The organism is Neobacillus ginsengisoli (assembly GCF_030813055.1).
This window is the reverse complement of record NZ_JAUSTW010000002.1, coordinates 628903-651950: the sequence shown is the minus strand read 5'-3', so window position 1 is coordinate 651950 and position 23048 is coordinate 628903. Positions and strand designations below refer to the sequence as shown.

At 38.7% G+C, this 23048-nt stretch carries 20 protein-coding genes; all 20 read right to left on the bottom strand.

What is annotated here, in order from left to right; all coding sequences use genetic code 11:
* Positions 1 to 213: 213 nt before the first annotated feature.
* A complete protein-coding gene (locus tag J2S10_RS08705) occupies positions 214 to 1917 on the bottom strand; it encodes a proline--tRNA ligase (protein WP_307406545.1) in 1704 nt (567 codons plus the stop codon).
* A gap of 89 nt (positions 1918 to 2006) precedes the next feature.
* Entirely contained in the window at positions 2007 to 3266 is a 1260-nt protein-coding gene (gene rseP / locus J2S10_RS08700; RefSeq protein WP_307406542.1) for an RIP metalloprotease RseP, read from the bottom strand.
* Between the two features lie 17 nt (positions 3267 to 3283).
* Complete coding sequence (dxr, locus tag J2S10_RS08695; protein WP_307406540.1) at positions 3284 to 4426, bottom strand: 1-deoxy-D-xylulose-5-phosphate reductoisomerase; 1143 nt, start codon at positions 4424 to 4426, stop codon at positions 3284 to 3286.
* Positions 4427 to 4459: 33 nt separating this feature from the next.
* A complete protein-coding gene (locus J2S10_RS08690; RefSeq protein WP_307406538.1) occupies positions 4460 to 5248 on the bottom strand; it encodes a phosphatidate cytidylyltransferase in 789 nt (262 codons plus the stop codon).
* Between the two features lie 33 nt (positions 5249 to 5281).
* Positions 5282 to 6061 carry an isoprenyl transferase gene (locus tag J2S10_RS08685; RefSeq protein ID WP_307406536.1) on the bottom strand — a complete coding sequence of 260 codons (780 nt, stop codon included), beginning with the start codon at positions 6059 to 6061 and terminating at the stop codon, positions 5282 to 5284.
* Positions 6062 to 6329: 268 nt separating this feature from the next.
* The gene (gene frr / locus J2S10_RS08680) at positions 6330 to 6887 is read right to left on the bottom strand and encodes a ribosome recycling factor (RefSeq protein ID WP_307406534.1); all 558 of its coding nucleotides are present in this window, start codon (positions 6885 to 6887) and stop codon (positions 6330 to 6332) included.
* Entirely contained in the window at positions 6887 to 7615 is a 729-nt protein-coding gene (gene pyrH, locus J2S10_RS08675; protein ID WP_307406532.1) for a UMP kinase, read from the bottom strand. Before pyrH ends, frr begins: the two co-directional genes overlap by 1 nt.
* A gap of 271 nt (positions 7616 to 7886) precedes the next feature.
* A complete protein-coding gene (gene tsf, locus J2S10_RS08670) occupies positions 7887 to 8768 on the bottom strand; it encodes a translation elongation factor Ts (RefSeq protein ID WP_307406531.1) in 882 nt (293 codons plus the stop codon).
* Positions 8769 to 9035: 267 nt separating this feature from the next.
* Positions 9036 to 9740, bottom strand: a complete 705-nt coding sequence (gene rpsB / locus J2S10_RS08665) for a 30S ribosomal protein S2 (protein ID WP_307406529.1) — start codon at positions 9738 to 9740, stop codon at positions 9036 to 9038.
* 204 nt (positions 9741 to 9944) lie between these two features.
* The gene (gene codY, locus J2S10_RS08660) at positions 9945 to 10724 is read right to left on the bottom strand and encodes a GTP-sensing pleiotropic transcriptional regulator CodY (RefSeq protein WP_307406527.1); all 780 of its coding nucleotides are present in this window, start codon (positions 10722 to 10724) and stop codon (positions 9945 to 9947) included.
* 123 nt (positions 10725 to 10847) lie between these two features.
* On the bottom strand, positions 10848 to 12254 hold the full coding sequence (gene hslU / locus J2S10_RS08655) for an HslU--HslV peptidase ATPase subunit (RefSeq protein WP_307406525.1): 1407 nt from the start codon (positions 12252 to 12254) through the stop codon (positions 10848 to 10850).
* A gap of 20 nt (positions 12255 to 12274) precedes the next feature.
* Positions 12275 to 12817, bottom strand: coding sequence for an ATP-dependent protease subunit HslV (gene hslV, locus J2S10_RS08650; RefSeq protein ID WP_307406523.1), 543 nt, complete (start codon positions 12815 to 12817; stop codon positions 12275 to 12277).
* A 98-nt stretch (positions 12818 to 12915) separates the two neighbouring features.
* The gene (gene xerC, locus J2S10_RS08645) at positions 12916 to 13815 is read right to left on the bottom strand and encodes a tyrosine recombinase XerC (RefSeq protein ID WP_307406521.1); all 900 of its coding nucleotides are present in this window, start codon (positions 13813 to 13815) and stop codon (positions 12916 to 12918) included.
* A gap of 61 nt (positions 13816 to 13876) precedes the next feature.
* Positions 13877 to 15184: an FADH(2)-oxidizing methylenetetrahydrofolate--tRNA-(uracil(54)-C(5))-methyltransferase TrmFO gene (gene trmFO, locus J2S10_RS08640; protein WP_307406520.1), complete on the bottom strand. Its 1308-nt coding sequence runs from the start codon at positions 15182 to 15184 to the stop codon at positions 13877 to 13879.
* A gap of 168 nt (positions 15185 to 15352) precedes the next feature.
* A complete protein-coding gene (gene topA / locus J2S10_RS08635; protein ID WP_307406518.1) occupies positions 15353 to 17431 on the bottom strand; it encodes a type I DNA topoisomerase in 2079 nt (692 codons plus the stop codon).
* 505 nt (positions 17432 to 17936) lie between these two features.
* Positions 17937 to 18818 (bottom strand): DNA-processing protein DprA, encoded by an 882-nt coding sequence (gene dprA, locus J2S10_RS08630; RefSeq protein WP_307406516.1) that lies wholly within the window; start codon positions 18816 to 18818, stop codon positions 17937 to 17939.
* A gap of 171 nt (positions 18819 to 18989) precedes the next feature.
* Positions 18990 to 19892, bottom strand: a complete 903-nt coding sequence (gene sucD, locus J2S10_RS08625; RefSeq protein WP_307406515.1) for a succinate--CoA ligase subunit alpha — start codon at positions 19890 to 19892, stop codon at positions 18990 to 18992.
* 23 nt (positions 19893 to 19915) lie between these two features.
* Complete coding sequence (gene sucC / locus J2S10_RS08620; RefSeq protein WP_307406513.1) at positions 19916 to 21076, bottom strand: ADP-forming succinate--CoA ligase subunit beta; 1161 nt, start codon at positions 21074 to 21076, stop codon at positions 19916 to 19918.
* A 218-nt stretch (positions 21077 to 21294) separates the two neighbouring features.
* Positions 21295 to 22092 (bottom strand): ribonuclease HII, encoded by a 798-nt coding sequence (locus J2S10_RS08615; RefSeq protein WP_307406510.1) that lies wholly within the window; start codon positions 22090 to 22092, stop codon positions 21295 to 21297.
* 58 nt (positions 22093 to 22150) lie between these two features.
* Positions 22151 to 23029: a ribosome biogenesis GTPase YlqF gene (gene ylqF / locus J2S10_RS08610; RefSeq protein ID WP_307406508.1), complete on the bottom strand. Its 879-nt coding sequence runs from the start codon at positions 23027 to 23029 to the stop codon at positions 22151 to 22153.
* Positions 23030 to 23048 lie beyond the last annotated feature (19 nt).

Genomic DNA, 23048 nt, shown 5'->3' with positions numbered 1-23048 from the left:
CATCCAATTTAGTAAGAAAAGCGCAAGCGCCCGTCTAGCGAAGTACACTAGTCGCTGGGCGCTCCTCGGAAAAGCTAACGCTTTTCCTCCGTGCGATGCTAATACTGCCGAAGCTTTTCTTGTGGAGCTAGACAGTTATCTTAGTTCAAAAAATTAATACTTTCTTAAATCTTAAAATGCGAAAAGGAACCGCATGAGCAGTCCCCTCTTAAATTAAAGTGTTTGAATGATTGAAGTTATTTTTTCCAAAAGTTCATTCTGATGAACTTCGAACATTTCACCTGTTTTACGAATTTTCAATTCAACAATTCCATCTGATGCTTTTTTACCAACGGTGATTCGTATCGGAAGACCAATTAAGTCCGAGTCAGCAAATTTTACTCCTGGTCTTTCACCGCGATCATCTAACAACACTTCAAAACGATTTTTGGTTAAATCTTTATAAAGCATTTCTGAAAGTTCTGCTTGTACCTGATCTTTCATATTTACTGCAATTATATGGAGATGATATGGTGCAATATTAGCAGGCCAAGTAAAGCCATTTTCATCGTTATACTGTTCCGCAACAGCAGCGACTGTCCTTGATACACCAATACCATAACAGCCCATAATCATTGGCTGAGACTTTCCATTTTCGTCTAAATAAAGGGCGTTCATTGCCTCACTGTAACGGGTGCCAAGCTTGAAGACATGTCCAACCTCAATTCCTTTTGCAAACACTATGCTTCCTTCACCATCCGGAGAAGAATCCCCCTCTTGGATAAAGCGTAAATCCTCATATTTGTTTATTGTAAAATCACGCTCGGGGTTCACATTAATATAATGGAAATGTTCTTCATTTGCCCCGCAAACACCATTCACAATTGCTTCAACTGCAAAATCCGCAACCACTTCAATATTCTTTACTCCAATCGGTCCAAGAGACCCAACGGAACATCCTACTATTTCTTTTGTTTTTTCAGGGCTGGCCAATTCCACTGAACTGGCTTCAAATAGGTTTTTTAGTTTAGTATCATTTACTTCATGGTCACCACGAACCAATACCAACACATTCTTGTCGTCTACTTGAAATACGAGTGTTTTTATACATTTTTCAGCATCAACATTTAGAAATTCAGATACTTCTGCAATTGTTTTTTGGTTCTGCGTTTCTACCTTTTCTATTTCTTTTAGTGCTTCCTCACTCTTAGAATATGTAGGATTTACTGGTGCCATTTCGATATTGGCGGCATAATTGGAGGAATCAGAATAGGCAATGGTATCTTCCCCTACATCAGATAATACCATAAATTCATGTGTATCCTTGCCACCCATCGCTCCGGAATCTGCGATTACTGCCCGGAAATTCAATCCGCAGCGGGTAAATACATTATTGTAAGCAGTAAAAAGCTTTTGATACACTTCATCAAGGCTACCATGGGAGGAATGAAAGGAATAGGCATCCTTCATAACAAATTCCCTTCCACGTAATAAGCCAAAACGAGGTCGCTTTTCATCACGGAATTTAGTCTGAATTTGATATAAAGTAAGCGGTAATCTTTTATATGATTTTACTTCATCGCGAACCAGACTGGTTATTACCTCTTCATGTGTTGCACCAAGAGCAAAATCGCGCTCATGACGGTCCTTTACTCTCATTAATTCCGGACCATATGTATACCACCGGCCTGATTCCTGCCATAATTCCGCTTGTTGTAGTGCCGGCATTAAAAGTTCAACTGCACCCGCTTGATCCATTTCTTCACGGACAATTGTTTCGACCTTTTGGAGAACTCTCTTACCAAGCGGCATATAGCTATATACACCACTTGCATTTTGCCGGATAAACCCGGCTTTGAGTAATAATTGATGACTTCTAACTTCTGCATCCGCAGGAATTTCCCTTAGAGTAGGAATTAACGTTTGGCTTTGCTTCATTTTTGGCACCTCTATTTAATAATATTGTTTGAACAAATAGATACCCCTGTTAAAATTAACAGGGGCACTGAAAAATAAATGATAAAATCTTAAAGGAAGAACCTTTGAATGTCATTCCAGGTTACAACGAGCATCAGCAACATGAGGAGAGCGAATCCAATAAAGTGGACCATCCCTTCCTTCTGGCGGTCAATCGGTTTGCCTCTAACTGCTTCTACTGCAAAAAACATTAGCCTGCCACCGTCAAGTGCCGGAATCGGCAGTAAGTTCATAATTCCCAGGTTAATACTCAAAATCGCAGCCCATTTCATCAAATAATAAATACCTGATTTGGCAACAGTATCTGTGGAAACATAGATTCCTACAGGTCCTGAAAGCATATTGATTGAAAATTGACCCGTAACCAATTTACCCAGCATAACAAAAATTTGCTTTGTCCAAAAGTAGGTTTCTGTAAATCCTGAGGAAATGGCTTGAACCGGTGATTTCTCGACAGGACTGTAAACACCGATAATCCCCATCTTTTTTCCATCAACCGTTTTTTCAATCGGGGTGACCGTTATCGCTTTATCTTTACCGTCCCGGCTAATTGAAAAATTAAGCTTTTGATTTGGATTTTTTCTGATGATCTCCACCACATCAGACCAACTGGATATTTCTGACCCATTTATACTTTGAACAATATCACCTTTTTGCAGCCCTGCAGCTTTGGCTGCACCATCAGGAGTGATTTCACCCAATTTAGGGTCATTCGTTTGAACTCCTTGAAGTAATGCAATAATTACGAACACCACGAATGCCAAAACAAAGTTCATCATCGGCCCTGCAAAAATCGCCATCGCTCTTTGCGCTAATGTTTTTGAGCCGAATTGGCGGTCAATTGGGGCAATTTGTGATTCTATTCCATTTTCAACAATAACAGCTTTCGGATTGATCAAAAAAGTTTTTAAGCTTTCTTCCTCGTCTTCGGGATACCCTTTAATCAGCAAATCCCTTTCAATATCCGCATGCTCAACCTCAACTATCCGGCAATTGGGATATTTTTCTTTATTATTTAAAATAATTTTTTTTACTTTATCCTCTTTATCAAATAAAAGACCAATCCGATATCCGGCCTTGATTTCAATCATTTCAGGATCTTCGCCTGCCATGCGGACAAATCCTCCAATAGGTAATAAACGGATGGTATAAGTTGTTTCGCCTTTTTTATGAGAGAATACTTTGGGACCAAAGCCAATGGCAAATTCACGACATAAAATTCCTGCCCTTTTTGCAAATACAAAGTGACCTAATTCATGAAAGAAGACGAGTGCGCCAAAAATCACAATAAAGGCAATAACTGTAGTCAATAATAAAACCACCTTTTTTATAGAAGTGAATGTACAAACTGTCTCGTTTCTATGTCTACCTCTTGAATCGTGTCTAAACTTGGGTAATCAATAGACTGATGACTATTTAATGCTTTCTCAATTAAATCTTCAATCTGTAAGAAACGAATTTTACCTTCTAAAAATGATGCAACTGCTACCTCGTTTGCAGCATTTAAAACAGTTGGCAAGGTTCCTCCTATTTTACCTGCCTCATATGCAAAACGCAGACAGCGGAACCGTTCAACATCCATTTCCTGAAAATGCAGTTTTCCAACATTCGCCAAATTCAACCTTTTAGATGATGGAAGCGGTAATCGTTCCGGATATGTGAGGGCATATTGAATGGGCACTCTCATATCCGGCGTTCCGAGTTGGGCAATGATACTGCTATCATGAAATTCAATCATCGAGTGAATAATGCTTTCTTTATGGAGTAAAACATCGATTTTTTCATACGGCATGTCAAAAAGCCAGTGGGCTTCGATGACCTCCAAACCTTTATTCATCATTGTTGCCGAATCGATTGTGATTTTAGCACCCATTGACCAATTTGGATGGTTAAGTGCTTCTTTCACAGTTACATTTTCAAGCTCTTGACGAGTTCGCTCTCGAAAGCTTCCACCTGAAGCGGTAATGATTAATCTTTCGATGTTTCTTTCTTTTTCCCCTTGAAGCGCCTGAAAAATAGCGGAATGTTCACTGTCTACCGGAAGTAGGGGAACATTGTTTCTTTTTGCTGCTTCCATAATTAAATGACCTGCGGTCACAAGTGTCTCTTTATTGGCAATGGCGATTATTTTTCCGTTCTCAATTGCCTGAAGCGTAGGATTTAAACCAACACTTCCAAGTACAGCATTTACCAGGATATTTGATTTGTCATAAACGGCAACCTCAATTAACCCTTCAATACCAAAAGTAAATTTTGTATTGGGATATTCAGCTTTTAATGTTACACAGTCCTGATAATCTTGTACAGAAACTAGCTCAGGCTTAAATTCACCAACCATTTTCCTTGCTAATTCTATGTTTTTTCCTACCGACATTGCTGCTAAATTAAATTCTGTTGGATGAGTCCTAAGAATATCCAACGTTTGGGTGCCGATCGAGCCTGTAGCCCCCAATAAACTAATTGTCTTCAATATAGTCAACTCCTAAAAAGAACAGCGCACCTTTTACCAAAGGTGGAAAAAGTGTAATAACGGCCAAACAAACAATAGGCTATCAAAACGGTCGAGGATTCCCCCATGTCCAGGTAAAATTTTTCCTGAATCTTTTACATTGAAATGACGTTTGAAGGCAGATTCTACCAGGTCGCCAATTTGTCCAAAAACAGACAAGACCACTGTTATCCCCATTAAAGATAGTATCGTTGCATTGATATTTGAAAATAAAACAAATAAAATCGCTACAATCAGTGCGCAAGCCACACCGCCAATCGAGCCTTCCACAGTTTTATTTGGGCTGATTTCAGGCCATAATTTCGTTTTGCCAGTTGCTTTTCCGATAAAATAAGCGCCGGAATCAGTTGCCCACATCATAAACAAGGAATAGAAAATATAAACCAGACCTGCATTACGCGTTTCAATAAAGAAATAAAAGCCGATGCCAACATATATGGCTGAAATAATTGAGAAACCAACATCATCAAACGTAAACCGATTCTTAGTAATTACTGTGTATGCTAAAAGTAAAAGGATAAACGCAATACCAAGCTCTGTTTTTGAATAATTAAAAGTACTAAGTACATGAGTATATTGCTTAGGGAATAAAATAACCCAAAGAAACAAGGTCGATAGCAATCCATAAACCGAAAAAATAGTGAGATTTCTCATTTTTAATAATTCATATAAGCCGATGGTTGCTAAAAAATACGTTAATAAAACAAAAGGAAGTCCACCATAGAAAACGATTGGCACGAATAGTGCCGCTGCTACGACTCCTGTTATGATTCTTTGCTTCATCTATTAGTTCAACACCTTTGAAGTTCTATAAAATCATTTTACGCCTCCAAAACGACGCTGGCGATTTTGGAAGTCTTTTATTGCCTCCAGCAAATGGTCTTCATTAAAATCCGGCCAGAGTACTTCAGTAAACCAAAATTCAGTATAAGCTAATTGCCAGAGCATAAAATTGCTTAAGCGAATTTCACCACTTGTTCGGATTAAAAGATCAGGATCGGCAATATTTGAAGTCATAAGATAAGAGGAAAAAACTTTTTCGTCTAACTCATTCTCCTTCATTATACCACTTTTACAATCATTTATGACTTGCTTAACAGCATCGAGGATTTCAGCCCTGCTTCCATAGTTCAGAGCAAAGTTCAAAACAAGTCCAGTATTATTTTTTGTATCTTCGATTGCTCTTTCAATAGCACGCAATGTATGTACAGGGAGTTGGTCTTTATATCCCATCATTTTCACTTGAACATTTTCTTCTATCAATTCCGGTAAAAATGTACCTAGAAATTCTTCCGGTAATTTCATAATATATTCCACTTCATTTTTCGGTCTTTTCCAGTTCTCTGTTGAAAAAGCATACAAGGTAAGTGTCTTGATACCCAGCTTAGAAGCTAGCCTTGTTGTCTTTCGAACCACCTTCATGCCTTCATGATGTCCGGCAATCCGTGGTAATGCTCTTTTCTTAGCCCAGCGCCCATTGCCATCCATAATAATCGCAACATGTTCAGGAACCGGCAATTTTTTTACTTTTTCTATTTTTTCTCGGAGAGTGGAAGAGTTTTTTTGATTCTTCCAGGGCCTTATTTTATTAAACATGATCTTGCTCCTCCAAATAAAGTTTATCATTTCCTCCGATAATAGATCTTTACGTAATCGTACCAGTCTGTTGATATGTAATAATAGTAGGTTTTAGCATGCCTTTATCATACCAAAAAAGCAAATAGATATCTCTATTAAATAGCTTATGTAAAATATAAGGTATTAAGAATTATGTTCAGAAAACATGTCAGAATGCCAATTCATCCAAAAAATATCAAAAAATAGTGAAAAAACCCCCTATATAGAGGGTCTTTTTAATTAAAAATTATACTTCCATAATTTCTTTCTCTTTATCTTTTGTTATTTGATCAACTTTTGTTATAAACTCGTCTGTTAATTTCTGAATGTCATCAGAATAGCCGCGAAGTGCATCTTCAGTTATTTCACCATTCTTTTCGAGCTTTTTCAAATCGTCGTTAGCATCGCGGCGAATATTACGAATTGCGATTTTAGCATCTTCCGACTCTTTTTTCACAACTTTCACAAGTTCCTTACGACGTTCTTCTGTTAATTGGGGAATAGCAAGTCTAATTATCATTCCATCATTGGAAGGATTTAAACCTAAATCAGACTTAAGAATTGCTTTTTCAATTTCACCTAATATGGATTTATCATATGGCTGAATTACAAGTAATCTAGCTTCAGGTACAGAGATACCGGCTAATTGGTTTACGGGAGTAGGTGCCCCGTAGTAGTCAACAGTAATTCTGTCTAATAACGATGCACTTGCCCTACCCGCACGGATGCTTGCTAGTTCACGTGTATACGATTGAATTGCTTTTGTCATTCTATCCTTTGTAGTTGCGATGACTTGTTTCGGCATTAATTTTTCCCCCTGACAATTGTACCAATTTTTTCACCCATAACGGCACGTTTAATATTCCCCTGCTCCATGATTGAAAATACAATTAATGGAATATCATTATCCATACATAATGAAGAAGCGGTTGAATCCATAACAGCCAATCCTTCTTTTAAAACATCTAAAAACGATAAATCCTCGTATTTTGTAGCATTTTCATCCAGTCGTGGATCAGCAGAATAGACACCATCAACATTGTTTTTTGCCATCAGGATCACATCAGCTTCAATTTCTGCTGCTCTTAAAGCTGCCGTTGTGTCAGTAGAGAAATATGGATTTCCAGTACCTGCAGCAAAAATCACGACGCGCTTTTTCTCAAGATGTCTAATCGCTCTGCGTCTAATATATGGTTCTGCAACCTGGCGCATTTCAATTGATGTTTGTACACGGGTTTCAATACCTAACTGTTCTAAACTGTCCTGTAATGATAAAGAATTCATTACCGTCGCCAGCATTCCCATATAGTCAGCTGTAGCTCGATCCATTCCCATTTCACTGCCTATTTTCCCACGCCAAATGTTACCTCCGCCGACAACTACGGCTACTTCTACACCAAGTTCAGCTATTTCTTTCACCTGGATGGCAATCGATTTAATAACGGAAGGTTTAATTCCAAAGCTCGATTCACCTGCGAGTGCTTCCCCGCTCAATTTTAAGACCACGCGTTTGTACTTAGGACCGCTGCTCATATGAACCTCCGTATGTAAGATTTAAAAGCGCAAGCGCCTCGGTCAGCCCCGTCAAGCGCTTCAGACAAGACGGTGAAGTCGCGTTTTTTGACTTCATCGTCTTGTCTGAAGCGACCTCGAGGGGCTAGGCGCTGGAGCTAGATAATTTTTCATTTTCTTTAAAAATAGGGAACACGCCGTGTCCCCTATTCAAAAACTTATTTCAGAAACATTCCCAAAAATCATATTGGGCAAAGGAATAAACACCTTGAAACCCGAGAACATTTGACTATTATTTTTTAATTTGGTTCATAACTTCTTCAGCGAAGTTATCCTCACGTTTTTCGATACCTTCTCCTACTTCATAACGAACGAATTCGCGAACTTTAGCACCTTTGGATTCAACGAATTGACGAACCTTTTGATCAGGGTTTTTAACGAATGTTTGGTCAAGGACACAAACATCTTCAAAGTATTTGCCAAGACGGCCTTCCACCATTTTTGCAACGATGTTTTCAGGCTTGCCTTCGTTAAGAGCTTGTTGAGTTAATACTTGACGCTCGCGCTCAACTTCTTCTTGTGATACTTGATCACGGGAAACATATTTTGGTTTTAGTGCTGCAATGTGCATAGAAACATCTTTTGCAGCATCTGCATCAGTAGATCCTTCAAGAACTGTTAACACACTGATACGTCCACCCATGTGAAGGTATGCACCAAATGCATCATTATCAGTTTTAGACACTACCGCAAAACGGCGAAGTGTAAGGTTCTCCCCAATTTTAGCAATCGCTGCATTGATATGGTCTGCAACAGTTGCACCGTTTTCCATCGTTTGAGCTGAAGCTTCTTCAACAGTTGCCGGTTTGTTTTTAAGAAGATGTGAAGCGAGTTCCTTAACAAGAGTTTGGAAGCCTTCGTTTTTCGCTACGAAGTCAGTTTCTGAGTTTACTTCAAGAATAACGGCATCGTTACCTTCTGTTAAGATATTCGTTAAGCCTTCTGCTGCAATACGGTCAGCTTTCTTAGCTGCTTTTGCAATACCTTTTTCACGTAAGAAATCAATTGCTTTTTCCATATCACCATCAGTTTCAGTAAGTGCTTTTTTACAATCTAACATACCTGCACCGGTTTTTTCACGTAGTTCTTTAACCATTTGAGCTGTTACTGCCATAATTTATTTCCTCCTTTAATTTCTATGTACTATACTCATATCTTAGCCATTGAATGCCAAGATAAACATTTTGCGAGTTTTCTTTAAAAAAAGGTGATAAAGGGTGCTCCCTCTTATCACCTTTTTATGGTTTCACAACTGCTAGAATTGTCCAGTCCCATCGCCTAGCCCCTCTTTGGTCTAAGCCAATCAATGTGGAAGGCAAAGAGCGCCTTCCTCAGTGCTCGACTTATGCTTGTCGGGGCTGACCAAGGCGATTCCGCTTTTCTATGCAGTAGGTTGTGCTTCTTCACCTTGTTTAGCTTCAAGGATTGCATCCGCCATTTTACCTGTTAAAAGTTTAACTGCGCGGATTGCATCATCGTTAGCTGGGATAACAACATCGATTTCATCTGGATCACAGTTTGTATCAACAATACCTACGATAGGAATGTTTAATTTTTTTGCTTCAGCAACTGCGATACGCTCTTTACGAGGGTCGATAATGAATAATGCATCTGGAAGCTGTTTCATGTCTTTGATTCCGCCAAGGAATTTTTCAAGACGTTCTTGTTCTTTCTTTAATTGAACAACTTCTTTTTTAGGTAATACTTCGAAAGTACCGTCTTCAGACATTCTTTCAATATCTTTTAAGCGGCCAATACGCTTTTGGATTGTTTCAAAGTTTGTTAATGTACCGCCCAACCAACGTTGGTTAACATAGTACATACCTGAACGAGCTGCTTCTTCTTTAACAGAATCTTGAGCTTGTTTCTTTGTACCAACAAAAAGCATAGTTCCGCCGTTACCAGCTAGATCTTTTACCCAGTTGTATGCTTCTTCAACCTTCTTAACTGTTTTTTGAAGGTCGATAATATAGATGCCGTTACGCTCTGTGAAGATATATTTCTTCATCTTAGGGTTCCAACGACGAGTTTGGTGTCCGAAATGAACACCGGCTTCAAGCAATTGCTTCATAGAAATTACTGACATGTTTTTTCCTCCTAATGGTTTGTTTTCCTCCGCTCATCTCATTTTTAAACAGAAACTGTTAGTGAAACAGCACCGTCTGTTTAAATCAATGAACGTGTGTATTAACACCATGTCATAATATAGCACATGTTAAAAAAACAATCAAGGATTAGTTTCGTAAAAGAATCCCCGGTTGAAAACCGGGGATTCTTTTACGAAAATTTATTAGTTAGCTCTTAATTTATCAAGTTCAATAAGGAACTTATCATTTAATACCTTAATATAGGTTCCTTTCATACCAAGTGAACGGGACTCAATTACACCGGCACTTTCAAGCTTTCTTAAAGCGTTAACAATGACAGAACGAGTAATACCGACACGGTCAGCAATTTTTGAAGCAACTAACAAGCCTTCATGGCCATTAAGTTCTTCGAAAATGTGCTCAATAGCTTCAAGCTCACTATATGACAGTGAACTGATTGCCATCTGTACAACAGCCTTACTTCTTGCTTCCTCTTCGATTTCTTCTGATTTTTCGCGTAAAATTTCCATGCCGACTACAGTAGCACCATATTCAGCAAGGATTAAATCATCATCATGGAACTTTTCCTGTAATCTTGCAAGTATTAATGTTCCAAGGCGTTCCCCGCCACCAATAATCGGAACAATTGTTGTCAAACCTTCACGGAATAAATCTCTGTTTTCAACAGGGAAAGCTGTATATTCGCTTTCAATACCGAGGTTTGAAGAGGTTTCCTGAATCGCAAATAGCCCTTTCGTATACTCTTCAGGAAATTGACGGTCTTCAAACATTTTTTTCATTCTTTCGTTTTCAATTTGTTGATAAATTGAAAAACCTAATAGTTTTCCACGGCGGCTGACAATGAAAATATTGGCCTCAATAACTTCGCTCAATGTCTCGGACATTTCTTTAAAGTTAACTGGTTTTCCGGCAGCCTTTTGTAATAATACATTAATTTTTCTTGTTTTTGTAAGTAAATCCATTGTGTTTCTTCCTCCTAATTAACTAAAACCATTATTAAATTGTTATATTTTTTCTTCAATCACATCTACAGAATTAGGCGTTTTCCTATTTATTTTTACACTTTGGCTTTTATTAGGCCAATTTCATAGGATAAACTGACTTAAATCTTTATTTTTCGAAATAGCACCGAGCTTATCATCAACATATTTTGGTGTGATGGTGATTTTCTCCATTGTAATATCTGGTGCTTCAAAGGATAAGTCCTCTAAAAGCTTTTCCAAAATCGTATGAAGACGTCTTGCCCCAATGTTATCGGTATTTTGATTCACATCAAAGGCAACTTCGGCTATTCTACGTATAGCATCGTCAGAAAATTCAATTTGTATACCTTCTGTTTCCAATAATGCTTGATATTGCTTTATTAGGGCATTATCTGGTTCGATCAAAATTCTAAAGAAATCTTCTACGGTCAATTTTGTTAACTCAACGCGAATGGGAAAACGTCCCTGTAATTCGGGAATTAAATCAGAAGGTTTTGCCATATGGAATGCTCCGGCCGCAATAAATAGAACATGGTCAGTTTTAACTGAACCATATTTCGTTACTACTGTCGATCCTTCGACTACAGGTAAAATGTCTCTTTGAACACCTTCGCGAGAGACATCAGCGGATGAACCTCCTGAATTTTTACTGGCAATTTTATCAATTTCGTCAATAAAAATGATCCCAGTCTGTTCTGCCCTGAAAACGGCTTCTGATGAAACCTCATCCATATCGATTAGCTTTCCGGCTTCTTCATTTGTTAAAACTGTTCTAGCTTCACGAACCGTTAGTTTTCTTTTTTTCCGTTTTTTTGGCATAAAGCTGCTTAATGCATCTTGCATATTCATACCCATTTGTTCGATGCCTGAGCCCTGAAGCATATCAAACATGGATGGTGTTTGTTCCTCGACTTCAACGGTAACTATTTCATCTTCTAATTGACCAAGTGCAAGCTTTTCTTTGACAATCTTCCGTTTTTCGTTAATAGAATAGTCTTCTTGCTGAGTATCCTGGTCGGTTGATGAATTACCGCCTCCTCCAAATAACATTTCCAATGGGTTTTTGTAGCCGGATGCTTTTTTTGCAGATGGAACCAGCAAATCAACTAACCTGGTATTTGCATTTTCCTCTGCGCGCTCCTTCACCGCTAACATTCTATCTTCTTTAACTAATCTTACAGATGTTTCAACCAGATCCCGTACCATTGATTCAACATCACGGCCAACATAGCCCACTTCTGTAAATTTAGTGGCCTCAACCTTTATAAAGGGTGCACCCACAAGCTTTGCGATTCTTCTGGCGATTTCTGTTTTCCCAACACCGGTTGGTCCTATCATCAAGATATTTTTTGGAATAATTTCATCCCGGAGCTTTTCAGATAACAAACCTCTCCTGTATCGATTTCGAAGGGCAACGGCGACTGCTTTCTTTGCATCCTTCTGTCCAATAATATATTGATCAAGTTTCTCAACAATTTGGCGGGGGGTTAAGCTCGTTGTTTTTCCCATGATTTTTGGTCTCCTTCCCGTTATAGCTCTTCCACAATAATATTGTGGTTCGTGTACACACAAATCTCAGCAGCTATTTCTAAAGAAGCCTTGGCAATTTCTTTAGCTGACAGGTGGTCACCGGCATATTTCTTTAATGAACGTCCTGCGGCCAAGGCATAGTTACCACCTGAACCAATTGCAAGAATTCCATCGTCAGGCTCAATTACTTCACCGGTTCCGGACACAAGAAGTAAATATTCATGATTCATAACAATCAACATCGCTTCCAGTTTTCGCAGCATTTTGTCGTTTCTCCATTGTTTAGCAAGCTCGACTGCCGCTCTCTGAAGGTTTCCATTGAATTCTTCCAATTTCCCTTCAAATAACTCAAAAAGGGTAAAAGCATCGGCAACTGAACCTGCAAAACCTGCAAGTACCTTACCATTAAATATCTTTCTTACTTTTTTAGCTGTGTGCTTCATCACAACAGCGTTTCCAAATGTCACCTGGCCATCGCCTGACATGGAACATTCACCATTATGGTGAATAGCAAAAATAGTAGTTGCATGAAATTGAGACATTACGATGTTCCTCCTTTTGGAGTTTTTCAGTCCTATAGAAATAGCACTAACTCTTATACAATGAACCTAAACTGGAAAATTATGAAAACTGTCTTCATTTATGCCCTTGGATGATGGCTCATATACGTTTTCCTTAAGTGTTCATTTGTAACATGTGTGTACACCTGTGTGGACGATAAAAAGGAATGCCCTAATAACTCTTGAACGGAACGTAAATCGGCACCTTTATTCAGCAAATGTGTGGCAAATGAATGCCTGAGCTTATGCGGGTGAATACGACTGTCCAGTGCCGATTTTTCAATCATTTTATTCAAAATTTCCCTCACTCCCCTTGTAGTTAAGGGGCCGCCGCGGTGATTGACAAATAAGGCTTCAATTCTTTCTTTACCTTCTAAAAGCTTCTTCCTGCCGTTGTTTATGTATTTTTCCAAGGAGTCTTTTGCAAAACTTCCGAATGGTACATAGCGTTCTTTCTGACCTTTTCCGTGAACCAATACCGTGGATAAATAAAAATCGAGATCCTTTAAGCGAATCTGACAGCATTCACTAACACGGATTCCTGTTCCGTATAGAAATTCAAGTAAAGCCTTGTTTCTTTCCCCCAATGGTGTATCGGTTTCACACGTGCGAAAAAGAATTTGAAGTTCGTCCTCATAGAAAAAATTCGGCAGCCTCTTTTCAGCCTTTGGAATCGTCACAAGTGCAAATGGATTCTCCACTACATATTTTTCACGAAGTAAAAATTTATAGAAGCTCCTTAAAGTCGATATTTTTTTCGCAACTGTTTTTCTTGAAAGCTTTTTATCATATAATTTTGTCAAATATAGTCTGGCATCAGAATATTGTACAGTTTCCACATCATTAATTGCTTGTTCAGCCATGAACAAAAAGAATTCACGGATATCATGTTGGTAATGTACAATGGTATATTGTGAGTAATTTTTCTCCATTTGTAAATACTCGATAAATAAATTTAATAAAACATTTACATTTGCCATATCATTCACCTCACAAGGGCTACTAAATCGTAACATACTTCCATAGCCCTTGCAATAAATTTTACAAAACTTTCACAAAGTTCTGAATTGTTTCTAAAGCTCTGTTTGCGTGTTGTAAATTTCTTTCCTGCTTCCCTTTGATTCTAACGGGCAATTCCGGAAATAATCCAAAATTGGCGTTCATCGGTTGGAAATTATCAGGGTTTGCAGATGTAATATATCGGGCCATACTTCCAATCGCTGTTTCCGCTGGAAATTCGACTGGTTCATTTCCAAGAACGATTCTAGAGGCATTGATCCCTGCTATTAATCCACTTGCTGCAGATTCGACGTAACCTTCCACCCCTGTCATTTGCCCCGCGAAGAATAAATTCTCACGATTTCGGAACTGATAGGTTGCTTTTAATACCTTAGGTGAATTAATAAATGTATTCCGATGCATAACACCGTAGCGAATAATTTCTGCATTCTCCAGACCGGGAATTAGGCTGATTACTTCTTTTTGTGCTCCCCATTTTAAATGGGTTTGGAATCCGACTATATTAAAAAGGGTTCCTGCTGCATCGTCCTGACGAAGCTGTACAACCGCAAATGGTCGTTTACCCGTCTTTGGATCTTCTAACCCCACAGGTTTTAATGGACCGAAAAGCATCGTTTTCTTGCCCCTATTTGCCATTACTTCTATTGGCATACAACCTTCAAAAAAGACTTCCTTCTCAAATTCTTTAAATGGCACCGTTTCAGCGTTTATTAGTGCTTCATAAAATCGGTTGAATTCCTCCTCAGTCATCGGGCAATTTAGATATGCTGCTTCCCCTTTATCGTAACGGGATTTTAAATACACCTTATTCATGTCAATGCTCTCTTTTTCAAGAATCGGTGCAGCTGCGTCATAAAAATAAAGATACTCTTCGCCTGTCATTGTTTTGAGCTGCTCGGATAAAGCCGGGCTTGTTAGCGGTCCTGTCGCTATGACAGTCGGTCCTTCGGGAATCTCAACCACTTCATCATTGATAACCGTCACATTTTCGTGGTTTTTCACCAATTCAGTAACTTTTGCGGCAAATTCATGACGATCCACAGCCAACGCACCGCCTGCTGGAACTGAACAAGCATCAGCAGCAGCAATAATTACTGAATCAAGCATTCTCATTTCTTCTTTTAACACACCGACAGCATTTGTTAATGTATTGGCCCTTAAAGAGTTACTGCAAACCAGTTCAGCAAATTTATCGGTATGATGGGCAGGTGTCTGCTTTACCGGTCTCATTTCATAAAGGCGTACCTTAACTCCTCGTTTCGCAATCTGCCAGGCAGCCTCACTTCCTGCCAATCCTGCACCAATTACGTTTATTGTAACGTCTCTCATCTAGTGACCTCCTGAAATCTTTCTTGCTTAATATACAAAATAAGGTTTTGTTTTAACCTATGATTACTTTTCCCTTATTCAAGTCCATCTTGCATTGTACTATACGAATCAAAAACAAAAAAGTTTTTAGTTTTCTTTTCAAACGAAAAGAGTGAGCTTTGCCCACCCTTAACTTTGTTGTTCCTCTTTGTAATCACATTCCGTACATTGTACTTGAACGCCTTTTTTCAATTTCTTTTCTACAAGAAGCCCTTCACATTTAGGACAGCTTCTTGGTAATGGCTTATCCCAGGAAATAAAATCGCAGCCGGGAAATTTGTCGCAGCCATAAAACAATCTCTTTTTCTTACTTTTCCGCTCAATGATCTGTCCTTCTTTACATTTTGGACAAGTCACCCCGATTTCTTTAACAATAGGTTTTGTGTTCCGGCAATCGGGGAAATTGCTGCAGGCCATGAATTTGCCGTATCTACCCATTTTAAATACCATTGGGTTTCCACATTGTTCACAATCCTCGCCCGCAGGTTCATCCTTAATTTCTACTGACTGCATTTCTTTTTCAGCCTTCTCTAGATGAGTTTCAAAGTCTTGGTAGAAGCCGTCGATAATTTCGACCCAGCGAACTTTTCCATCTTCAATATTATCCAACCCTTGCTCCATTTTTGCAGTAAATTCCACATCAAGAATATCGGGAAAGAATTCTAATATTAATTCAAGAACAATCTCGCCCAGTTCAGTTGGAATAAAGCGTTTGTTATCAAGAGCGACATACCCGCGCTTTTGAATTGTGTCCAATGTCGGAGCATAGGTAGATGGACGCCCAATTCCCAATTCTTCCAGTGTCTTCACAAGTCTTGCTTCGGTATACCTTGGCGGCGGTTGTGTAAAGTGCTGTTTCGGATCGATATCCTTCTTAAACACTTCATCCCCTTCCTTTAAATCAGGAAGCATTTTATCTCTTTCTTCAACCTGATCGTCAGTTCCTTCCACATAGAGCTTCATAAAACCCGGAAATTTAACTTTTGAGCCTGTTGCCCGGAAAATGACAGCACCGTTCTGCAAATCAACACTCATCGTATCCATAACTGCCTGTGCCATTTGACTGGCTAAAAACCTTTCCCATATTAATTTGTATAAGCGGAATTGGTCTCTGGACAAAAACTCCTTCAAACTATTTGGATCCCGTAATGTGCTGGTTGGCCGAATCGCTTCGTGCGCATCCTGTGCATTTGATTGTTTCTTTTCTTTTCGTTGTTCTTCTTTTAAATAATTTTCACCGTATTCAGATCGGATATAATCCGCAGCCTCTACTTGAGCAACTTCAGAGATCCTTGTTGAATCTGTTCTCATATAGGTGATAAGACCAACCGTACCTTGTGCTCCAAGTTCTATACCTTCATACAACTGCTGAGCCAGCATCATCGTTTTCTTAGCTCGAAAATTAAGCTTTCTCGCTGCTTCCTGCTGCAAGGAAGAGGTGATAAACGCAGGGGCAGGATATCTTTTTCGTTCTTTTTTCGTAACAGAAACGACTTTGAACTTATTTCCATCCATTTGTTTTAAAATATTTTCGACATCTTGCTCGGACTTAAGTTCCGTTTTTTCTTTTTCGGCTAAGGAATGAAACATCCCGCTAAAATGATCTTTCCCCTTTAAAAAATCTCCTTCAATTGTCCAATACTCTTCCGGTATAAAAGCTTGAATTTCTTTTTCACGGTCAATGATTAAACGGACTGCAACAGATTGTACACGTCCTGCACTTAACCCTTTCTTTACTTTTTTCCAAAGTAACGGGCTGATATTGTAGCCTACTAGACGGTCGAGAATCCTCCGGGCCTGCTGAGCATCCACAAGGTCCATATTTATTGGTCGCGGGTGTTTAAAAGATTCTTTTATCGCATCCTTCGTAATTTCATTGAACACAACACGGCAATCGGAAGTAATATCAACATCAAGACTATGGGCCAAGTGCCAAGCAATTGCTTCCCCTTCACGATCCGGGTCAGCCGCCAGATAGATTTTTTTTGCCTTTTTTGCTGCCGTTTTTAATTCCTTTAAAACCGGCCCTTTTCCGCGAATCGTAATATATTTTGGTTCAAAGCTATTTTCTACATTGACACCCATTTGGCTTCTGGGTAAATCACGTACATGTCCCATGGATGCTTTGACTTTATATTTATTCCCTAGATAACGTTCTATCGTTTTCGCTTTTGCCGGCGATTCTACGATAACAAGAAAATCTGACATTCAAAATCCTCCTTAAGAGGGTATAAGAAGTGTGGAAGCGCCCCGAACCGGCAAATGCCTGTTTCTAAGATGCTTACAATTTGAGAAGTTTTCCTAAATTCCAATTTATTCAATTTGGACAGGAGAAAATACTTTACAAAAATGCCTTATCCCAAAGTTTCCTTATAAAAATTATTTTTACCTAACTATCTTTCTAACAAAGTTATGCATTATTTATTCATAAAATATCAATTATTATTGAATAAATCACCTGATATTGTCAATGAACATGCATTTTGATGTAATCGTTTACAACTATTAAATAATAATTTATCTGACAATATAGATTGAAAACCAGTTTTTTCGAATATCTGATGGAAAATGTATAACATATTAGAAATAATTTCAACCTTTTTTAGCTAAATTCCCCATTTATTCAAAAAAAACCTGCAAACTTAAAGATTTTTTCTAATTTTTTTCCGATAAACAGAACACTTAGCATCTGAATAATTTTATTTAACCTTATTTATAATCTAATTTCTTCTAAAATATCCTCTGCTCTCATAACTAACTTTGCTCCCTGCTGGATTAATTCATTCGTCCCTGTCGAAAAAGGGTTTAAAATACTGCCCGGCAGTGAAAAAACATCTCTTCCCTCATTAACCGCAAAGTTTGCTGTAATCAGGGATCCGCTTTTTCTTTTTGCTTCAATTATAAAAGTGCCATTTGAAAGACCGCTTATTATACGATTTCGGGCTGGGAAGTGCCATTTAAGAGGCTTTGTATCCGGGGGATATTCTGAAAGAATTAGCTGGGTTTTCATCATTTCTAATGCCAGGTCCCTATTTTCTTTTGGATATATATGGTACAAACCACCTGCAATAACAGCAATCGTTTTTCCACCATTTTTAATCGCATATTCATGTGCCAATGCATCAATTCCCTTAGCTAATCCGCTAACAATTAGTACTCCTTTTTCAATCAATCCGGGGAAAATGAGACGAATGGCATTTTTTCCATATTGTGTAGCTTGCCGTGAACCGACTACGGCTAGCTTTGGTTTTTTTTCAAGTAAAGAGAGGTCACCTTTTGCAAACAAAGCCCATGGTGGCTGATATATTTCTTTTAAAGCAACAGGATATTCTTTATCAAAAAATGAAATCACTGCTATGTCGTTAGTTTTATATTGACGGATTTGTTCATGAATGATTTCGGACTGAAGGTTTATGATCGAAGAGTTCGAAGAAGTGATAAAAATGTTTTTAGGTGAGAGCAGGAAATTCTGTTGTAATAATTGCGGATTCAGTGTTTGGAGAGTCGGGTCTTTTTTTAATATTTGAAAAACGCTATTCCATGTGATATTTGGATAATGAAGCAAGGAAATAAGCTTTTCTTTAAAGTCATCCATATAAATTCTCCTTTTTTATTTTTCTAAAATATGAAGAAATAGCCCCTCATACTACGAGGGACTATCTGTTCACAATTCTAAGAAGTAATTTAAACTTTGAGAACTGTCCAACTCCAGCGTCTAGCCCTCACAGGAACAAGCTGTGCTTGTTCCGAAGTCGCTTCCGCTTTTCTAGTGTGTTTTACACTTTTCATATAAGCCTTGTTCTTTTAATACTTCAATTAATGTTTCACCCATAACAGATGGAGTGTCAGCTACTTTAATACCACATTCGTTCATAACGCGGATTTTTTCATCTGCTGTTCCTTTTCCTCCGGAAATAATGGCACCGGCATGCCCCATACGCTTTCCTGGAGGTGCAGTACGTCCGCCGATAAAGCCGACAACAGGTTTTGTCATATTTGCTTTTACCCATTCAGCAGCTTCTTCTTCTGCTGTTCCGCCGATTTCACCAATCATGATAACCGCATATGTTTCGGGATCTTCATTAAATGCCTTAAGTACATCAATAAAGTTCGTACCGTTAACAGGGTCTCCTCCGATACCGACAGCCGTAGTTTGACCGATTCCGGCCTGTGTTAATTGATGAACAGCCTCATAGGTTAATGTTCCGGAACGGGAAACAACACCTACATGGCCTTTTGTATGAATGTAACCGGGCATAATTCCGATTTTACATTCATCCGGAGTAATAACACCTGGACAGTTAGGACCAACAAGACGAGTCTTTTTACCTTCCATGTATCGTTTTACTTTTACCATATCCAATACCGGGATATGCTCAGTAATACAAATAGCAAGATCCAATTCTGCATCAACAGCTTCAATGATCGCATCAGCTGCAAATGGTGCAGGTACATAGATAACCGAAGCGTTAGCACCTGTTGCTTCAACAGCTTCTTTAACTGTGTTATAAACAGGTACACCTTCTACTTCCATACCACCTTTACCTGGAGTAGTTCCTGCAACGATTTGGGTACCGTATTCCAGCATTTGTTTTGTATGAAAAAGGGCAGTCGAACCTGTTATCCCTTGAACAATAACCTTCGTATCTTTATTAATAAAAACGCTCACGTTAATTCCCCTTTCTTATGATCCTATTTCACTAATGAAACGATTTTTTGTGCACCATCAGCCATGGATTCAGCAGCAATAATGTTAAGAGTTGATTCAGCAAGGATTTTCTTACCTAAGTCAACATTCGTTCCTTCTAAACGAACGACAAGTGGAACACTTAGTCCAACCTGCTTAGCAGCTTCTACTACGCCCTCAGCTATAACATCACACTTCATGATTCCGCCAAAGATATTGACAAAAATACCCTTTACATTAGGATCAGAAAGGATAATTTTAAATGCTTCAGTAACCTTTTCAGCTGTAGCACCGCCCCCAACATCAAGGAAGTTTGCAGGGTCTCCGCCATAGTGTTTTACGATGTCCATCGTAGCCATAGCAAGTCCGGCACCATTAACCATACAGCCAATGTTTCCATCCAAAGAAATATAACTTAGATCATATTTAGATGCTTCGATTTCTTTTGCATCTTCTTCTTCAAGATCACGATACGCCAGTACGTCTTTTTGACGATATAAAGCATTGGAGTCAAAGTTTAATTTTGCATCCAACGCCATTACTTTCCCATCTCCAGTAACGACAAGCGGGTTAATTTCAGCGATAGAGCAATCCTTATCGATGTATGCATTATATAATGCCGTCATAAATTTTACTGCTTGATTAACTAATTCTTTTGGAATATTGATATTAAATGCAATTCGGCGTGCTTGGAATGGCTGCAGGCCAATCACCGGATCAATTTCTTCTTTAAAAATTTTCTCAGGTGTTTTTGCGGCAACTTCTTCTATTTCGGTTCCGCCTTCTTCAGAAGCCATTAACACAACGCGAGAAGTGGCACGGTCTAATACTAACCCAACATAATATTCTTTTTTAATGTCGCAGCCTTCTTCGATTAGCAGACGTTTTACTTCTTTACCTTCAGGACCTGTTTGATGTGTTACTAATGTTTTCCCTAAGATTTCGTTAGCATATGTACGAACTTCATCAAGGTTCTTGGCAACTTTAACACCACCGGCTTTCCCCCGTCCGCCTGCATGGATTTGCGCCTTTACAACACATACTTGTGTACCTAGTTCTTTAGCAGCTTCTACAGCTTCTTCAACCGTGAATGCCACTTTTCCATTTGGAACTGTAACCCCATATTTTCTGAGGATCTCTTTTCCTTGATACTCATGGATATTCATTTCCCATCCTCCTATCAAACTCTTCAAAAAATTGACTCCGTTTTCATTTTATATAATGACACATACCTTGTCCACCATTATGAAAAGGAACTGTATTAATCTTTAAATTCAGAATAATTAAATCACGTTAGTGCGGGTGTATTTAAAAGACTTTAGCATTAATTTTACTGCATTTTATTTTCTTAAAAAAATAAAAAACAGGCAAAAAGCCTGTTTTGTTAATTTCTACCAAAATTCCATAAGTTGCCTATAAGAAGATCTTTAACCGGAGCAAAACTTTTGCGGTGATAGGGAGTTATTCCATGCTGCTCGAGGGCAAAAATATGCTCTTTTGTTCCATAGCCCATGTTTTGCTGAAAGCCGTAAGCAGGGTAACAAGTGGATAGTTCCTTCATAAGTTGATCCCTTGCAACCTTCGCAACAATGGAAGCAGCAGCAATGGAAATGCTTTTTGCATCCCCTTTTATAATGGAATCTGTAGGATATGGGGTATCTAACTTCATTGCATCGATCAGCAAAAAATCCGGTGTAAGTGAAAGCGAGACTATCGCGTTCTTCATCGCTTTTTTTGTTGCTTCATAAATATTTATTTCATCAATCTCATTGGCATGAATCATTGACACACTGAGGGCGAGAGCTTCTTTTCGAATAGCCTTGTCGTATTCCAGTCTTTTTTTTTCAGAAAGCTTTTTAGAATCGTCTATTCCCGCCAAGAAAAAATCCTCAGGTAAAATAACCGCAGCAGCTACAACAGGTCCTGCGAGAGGTCCCCGGCCAACTTCATCCACACCCGCAATATGCTGATAGCCCATTTTACGATATTTTCTCTCAAAAAAATTCATCTCATTAAATTTTGCTTGGAGGATTTTTTCCTGTTCCCTTTGCTTTCTCCATTTGACTAACTTGTTTTGGACACCTTTTCGTTCGTCCTTTCCAAGCTCTAATAAGAATGGATCCTTTTCATCAAAAATACTCTCCAGTTGCTTTTCAATTTGTTCAATAGATAGTCTTTTCATCTCACTCACCCGTTTGTCTTATTACATAGATAAATAAAGCTCTCCAAATGGAGAGCCGTTATTCCAATTCCTCATTTTCATGCATCGATAAATCTCCGGGCCTCTCAAATGATAGAGGTCCGAATTTTTCAGATCTTATTTCTCGAATGACCAATTCCGCCACCTTATCATAATCCACGAGCCCTCCGCCCATTAAGCAGCCTCGCAGCTTACCGATATGGTCAAATAATTCGACCACATCTTCAGGAAGAGAATCAAATTGATAGCGGTCCTTTAAGCGGTCAGGGTACGTATCCTCCAAAAACCTTAATGAATAGACGGTAAGATCCTGCAGATTTAATAACGTGTCTTTAATCGCACCTGTAATCGCCAGTTTCATCCCAACTTCTTGATCTTCAAACTTAGGCCATAATATCCCTGGAGTATCCAATAATTCCATCTCTTTGGCAACTTTAATCCATTGCTGTGATTTTGTTACCCCCGGAGTATTGCCGGTTCTTGCGATATTTTTCTTAGCGAGCCTATTAATAAGCGTCGATTTGCCTGCATTTGGGATTCCGACAATCATGGCTCGAATCGCTCTCGGTTTTACCCCTTTAGCCTTTAAACGGTCAAACTTTTCCTTCAAAATTTCTTGTGAAGCTTGGGCAATGTCCCGCATTCCTTCTCCTGCTTGAGAATTAATAGCAAGTGCCCTAATCCCTTTTTCCGCAAAGAAGGCGATCCATTCCCTTGTTGCCTCTTTATCCGCCATATCCGCTTTATTTAATAAAACCAATCTTGGTTTATGCTGAATTATTTCATCAATCATTGGATTTCGTGAAGAATATGGTATTCTTGCATCGACCAATTCAAAAATTATATCTACAAGCTTTAATTTTTCTGTGACCTCTCTGCGAGCCTTGGCCATATGGCCTGGAAACCACTGGATCGTCAAAGCTGCCACCTCCCAATCT

Bases quoted from the DNA above. Each gene is read 5' to 3' on its own strand.
- J2S10_RS08705 (WP_307406545.1), bottom strand. From the start codon at position 1,917: ATGAAGCAAAGCCAAACGTTAATTCCTACTCTAAGGGAAATTCCTGCG.
- J2S10_RS08690 (WP_307406538.1), bottom strand. From the start codon at position 5,248: ATGAAGCAAAGAATCATAACAGGAGTCGTAGCAGCGGCACTATTCGTG.
- J2S10_RS08685 (WP_307406536.1), bottom strand. From the start codon at position 6,061: ATGTTTAATAAAATAAGGCCCTGGAAGAATCAAAAAAACTCTTCCACT.
- frr (WP_307406534.1), bottom strand. From the start codon at position 6,887: ATGCCGAAACAAGTCATCGCAACTACAAAGGATAGAATGACAAAAGCA.
- pyrH (WP_307406532.1), bottom strand. From the start codon at position 7,615: ATGAGCAGCGGTCCTAAGTACAAACGCGTGGTCTTAAAATTGAGCGGG.
- tsf (WP_307406531.1), bottom strand. From the start codon at position 8,768: ATGGCAGTAACAGCTCAAATGGTTAAAGAACTACGTGAAAAAACCGGT.
- rpsB (WP_307406529.1), bottom strand. From the start codon at position 9,740: ATGTCAGTAATTTCTATGAAGCAATTGCTTGAAGCCGGTGTTCATTTC.
- codY (WP_307406527.1), bottom strand. From the start codon at position 10,724: ATGGATTTACTTACAAAAACAAGAAAAATTAATGTATTATTACAAAAG.
- hslU (WP_307406525.1), bottom strand. From the start codon at position 12,254: ATGGGAAAAACAACGAGCTTAACCCCCCGCCAAATTGTTGAGAAACTT.
- hslV (WP_307406523.1), bottom strand. From the start codon at position 12,817: ATGTCTCAATTTCATGCAACTACTATTTTTGCTATTCACCATAATGGT.
- xerC (WP_307406521.1), bottom strand. From the start codon at position 13,815: ATGGCAAATGTAAATGTTTTATTAAATTTATTTATCGAGTATTTACAA.
- trmFO (WP_307406520.1), bottom strand. From the start codon at position 15,184: ATGAGAGACGTTACAATAAACGTAATTGGTGCAGGATTGGCAGGAAGT.
- topA (WP_307406518.1), bottom strand. From the start codon at position 17,431: ATGTCAGATTTTCTTGTTATCGTAGAATCGCCGGCAAAAGCGAAAACG.
- dprA (WP_307406516.1), bottom strand. From the start codon at position 18,818: ATGGATGACTTTAAAGAAAAGCTTATTTCCTTGCTTCATTATCCAAAT.
- sucC (WP_307406513.1), bottom strand. From the start codon at position 21,076: ATGAATATCCATGAGTATCAAGGAAAAGAGATCCTCAGAAAATATGGG.
- J2S10_RS08615 (WP_307406510.1), bottom strand. From the start codon at position 22,092: ATGAAAAGACTATCTATTGAACAAATTGAAAAGCAACTGGAGAGTATT.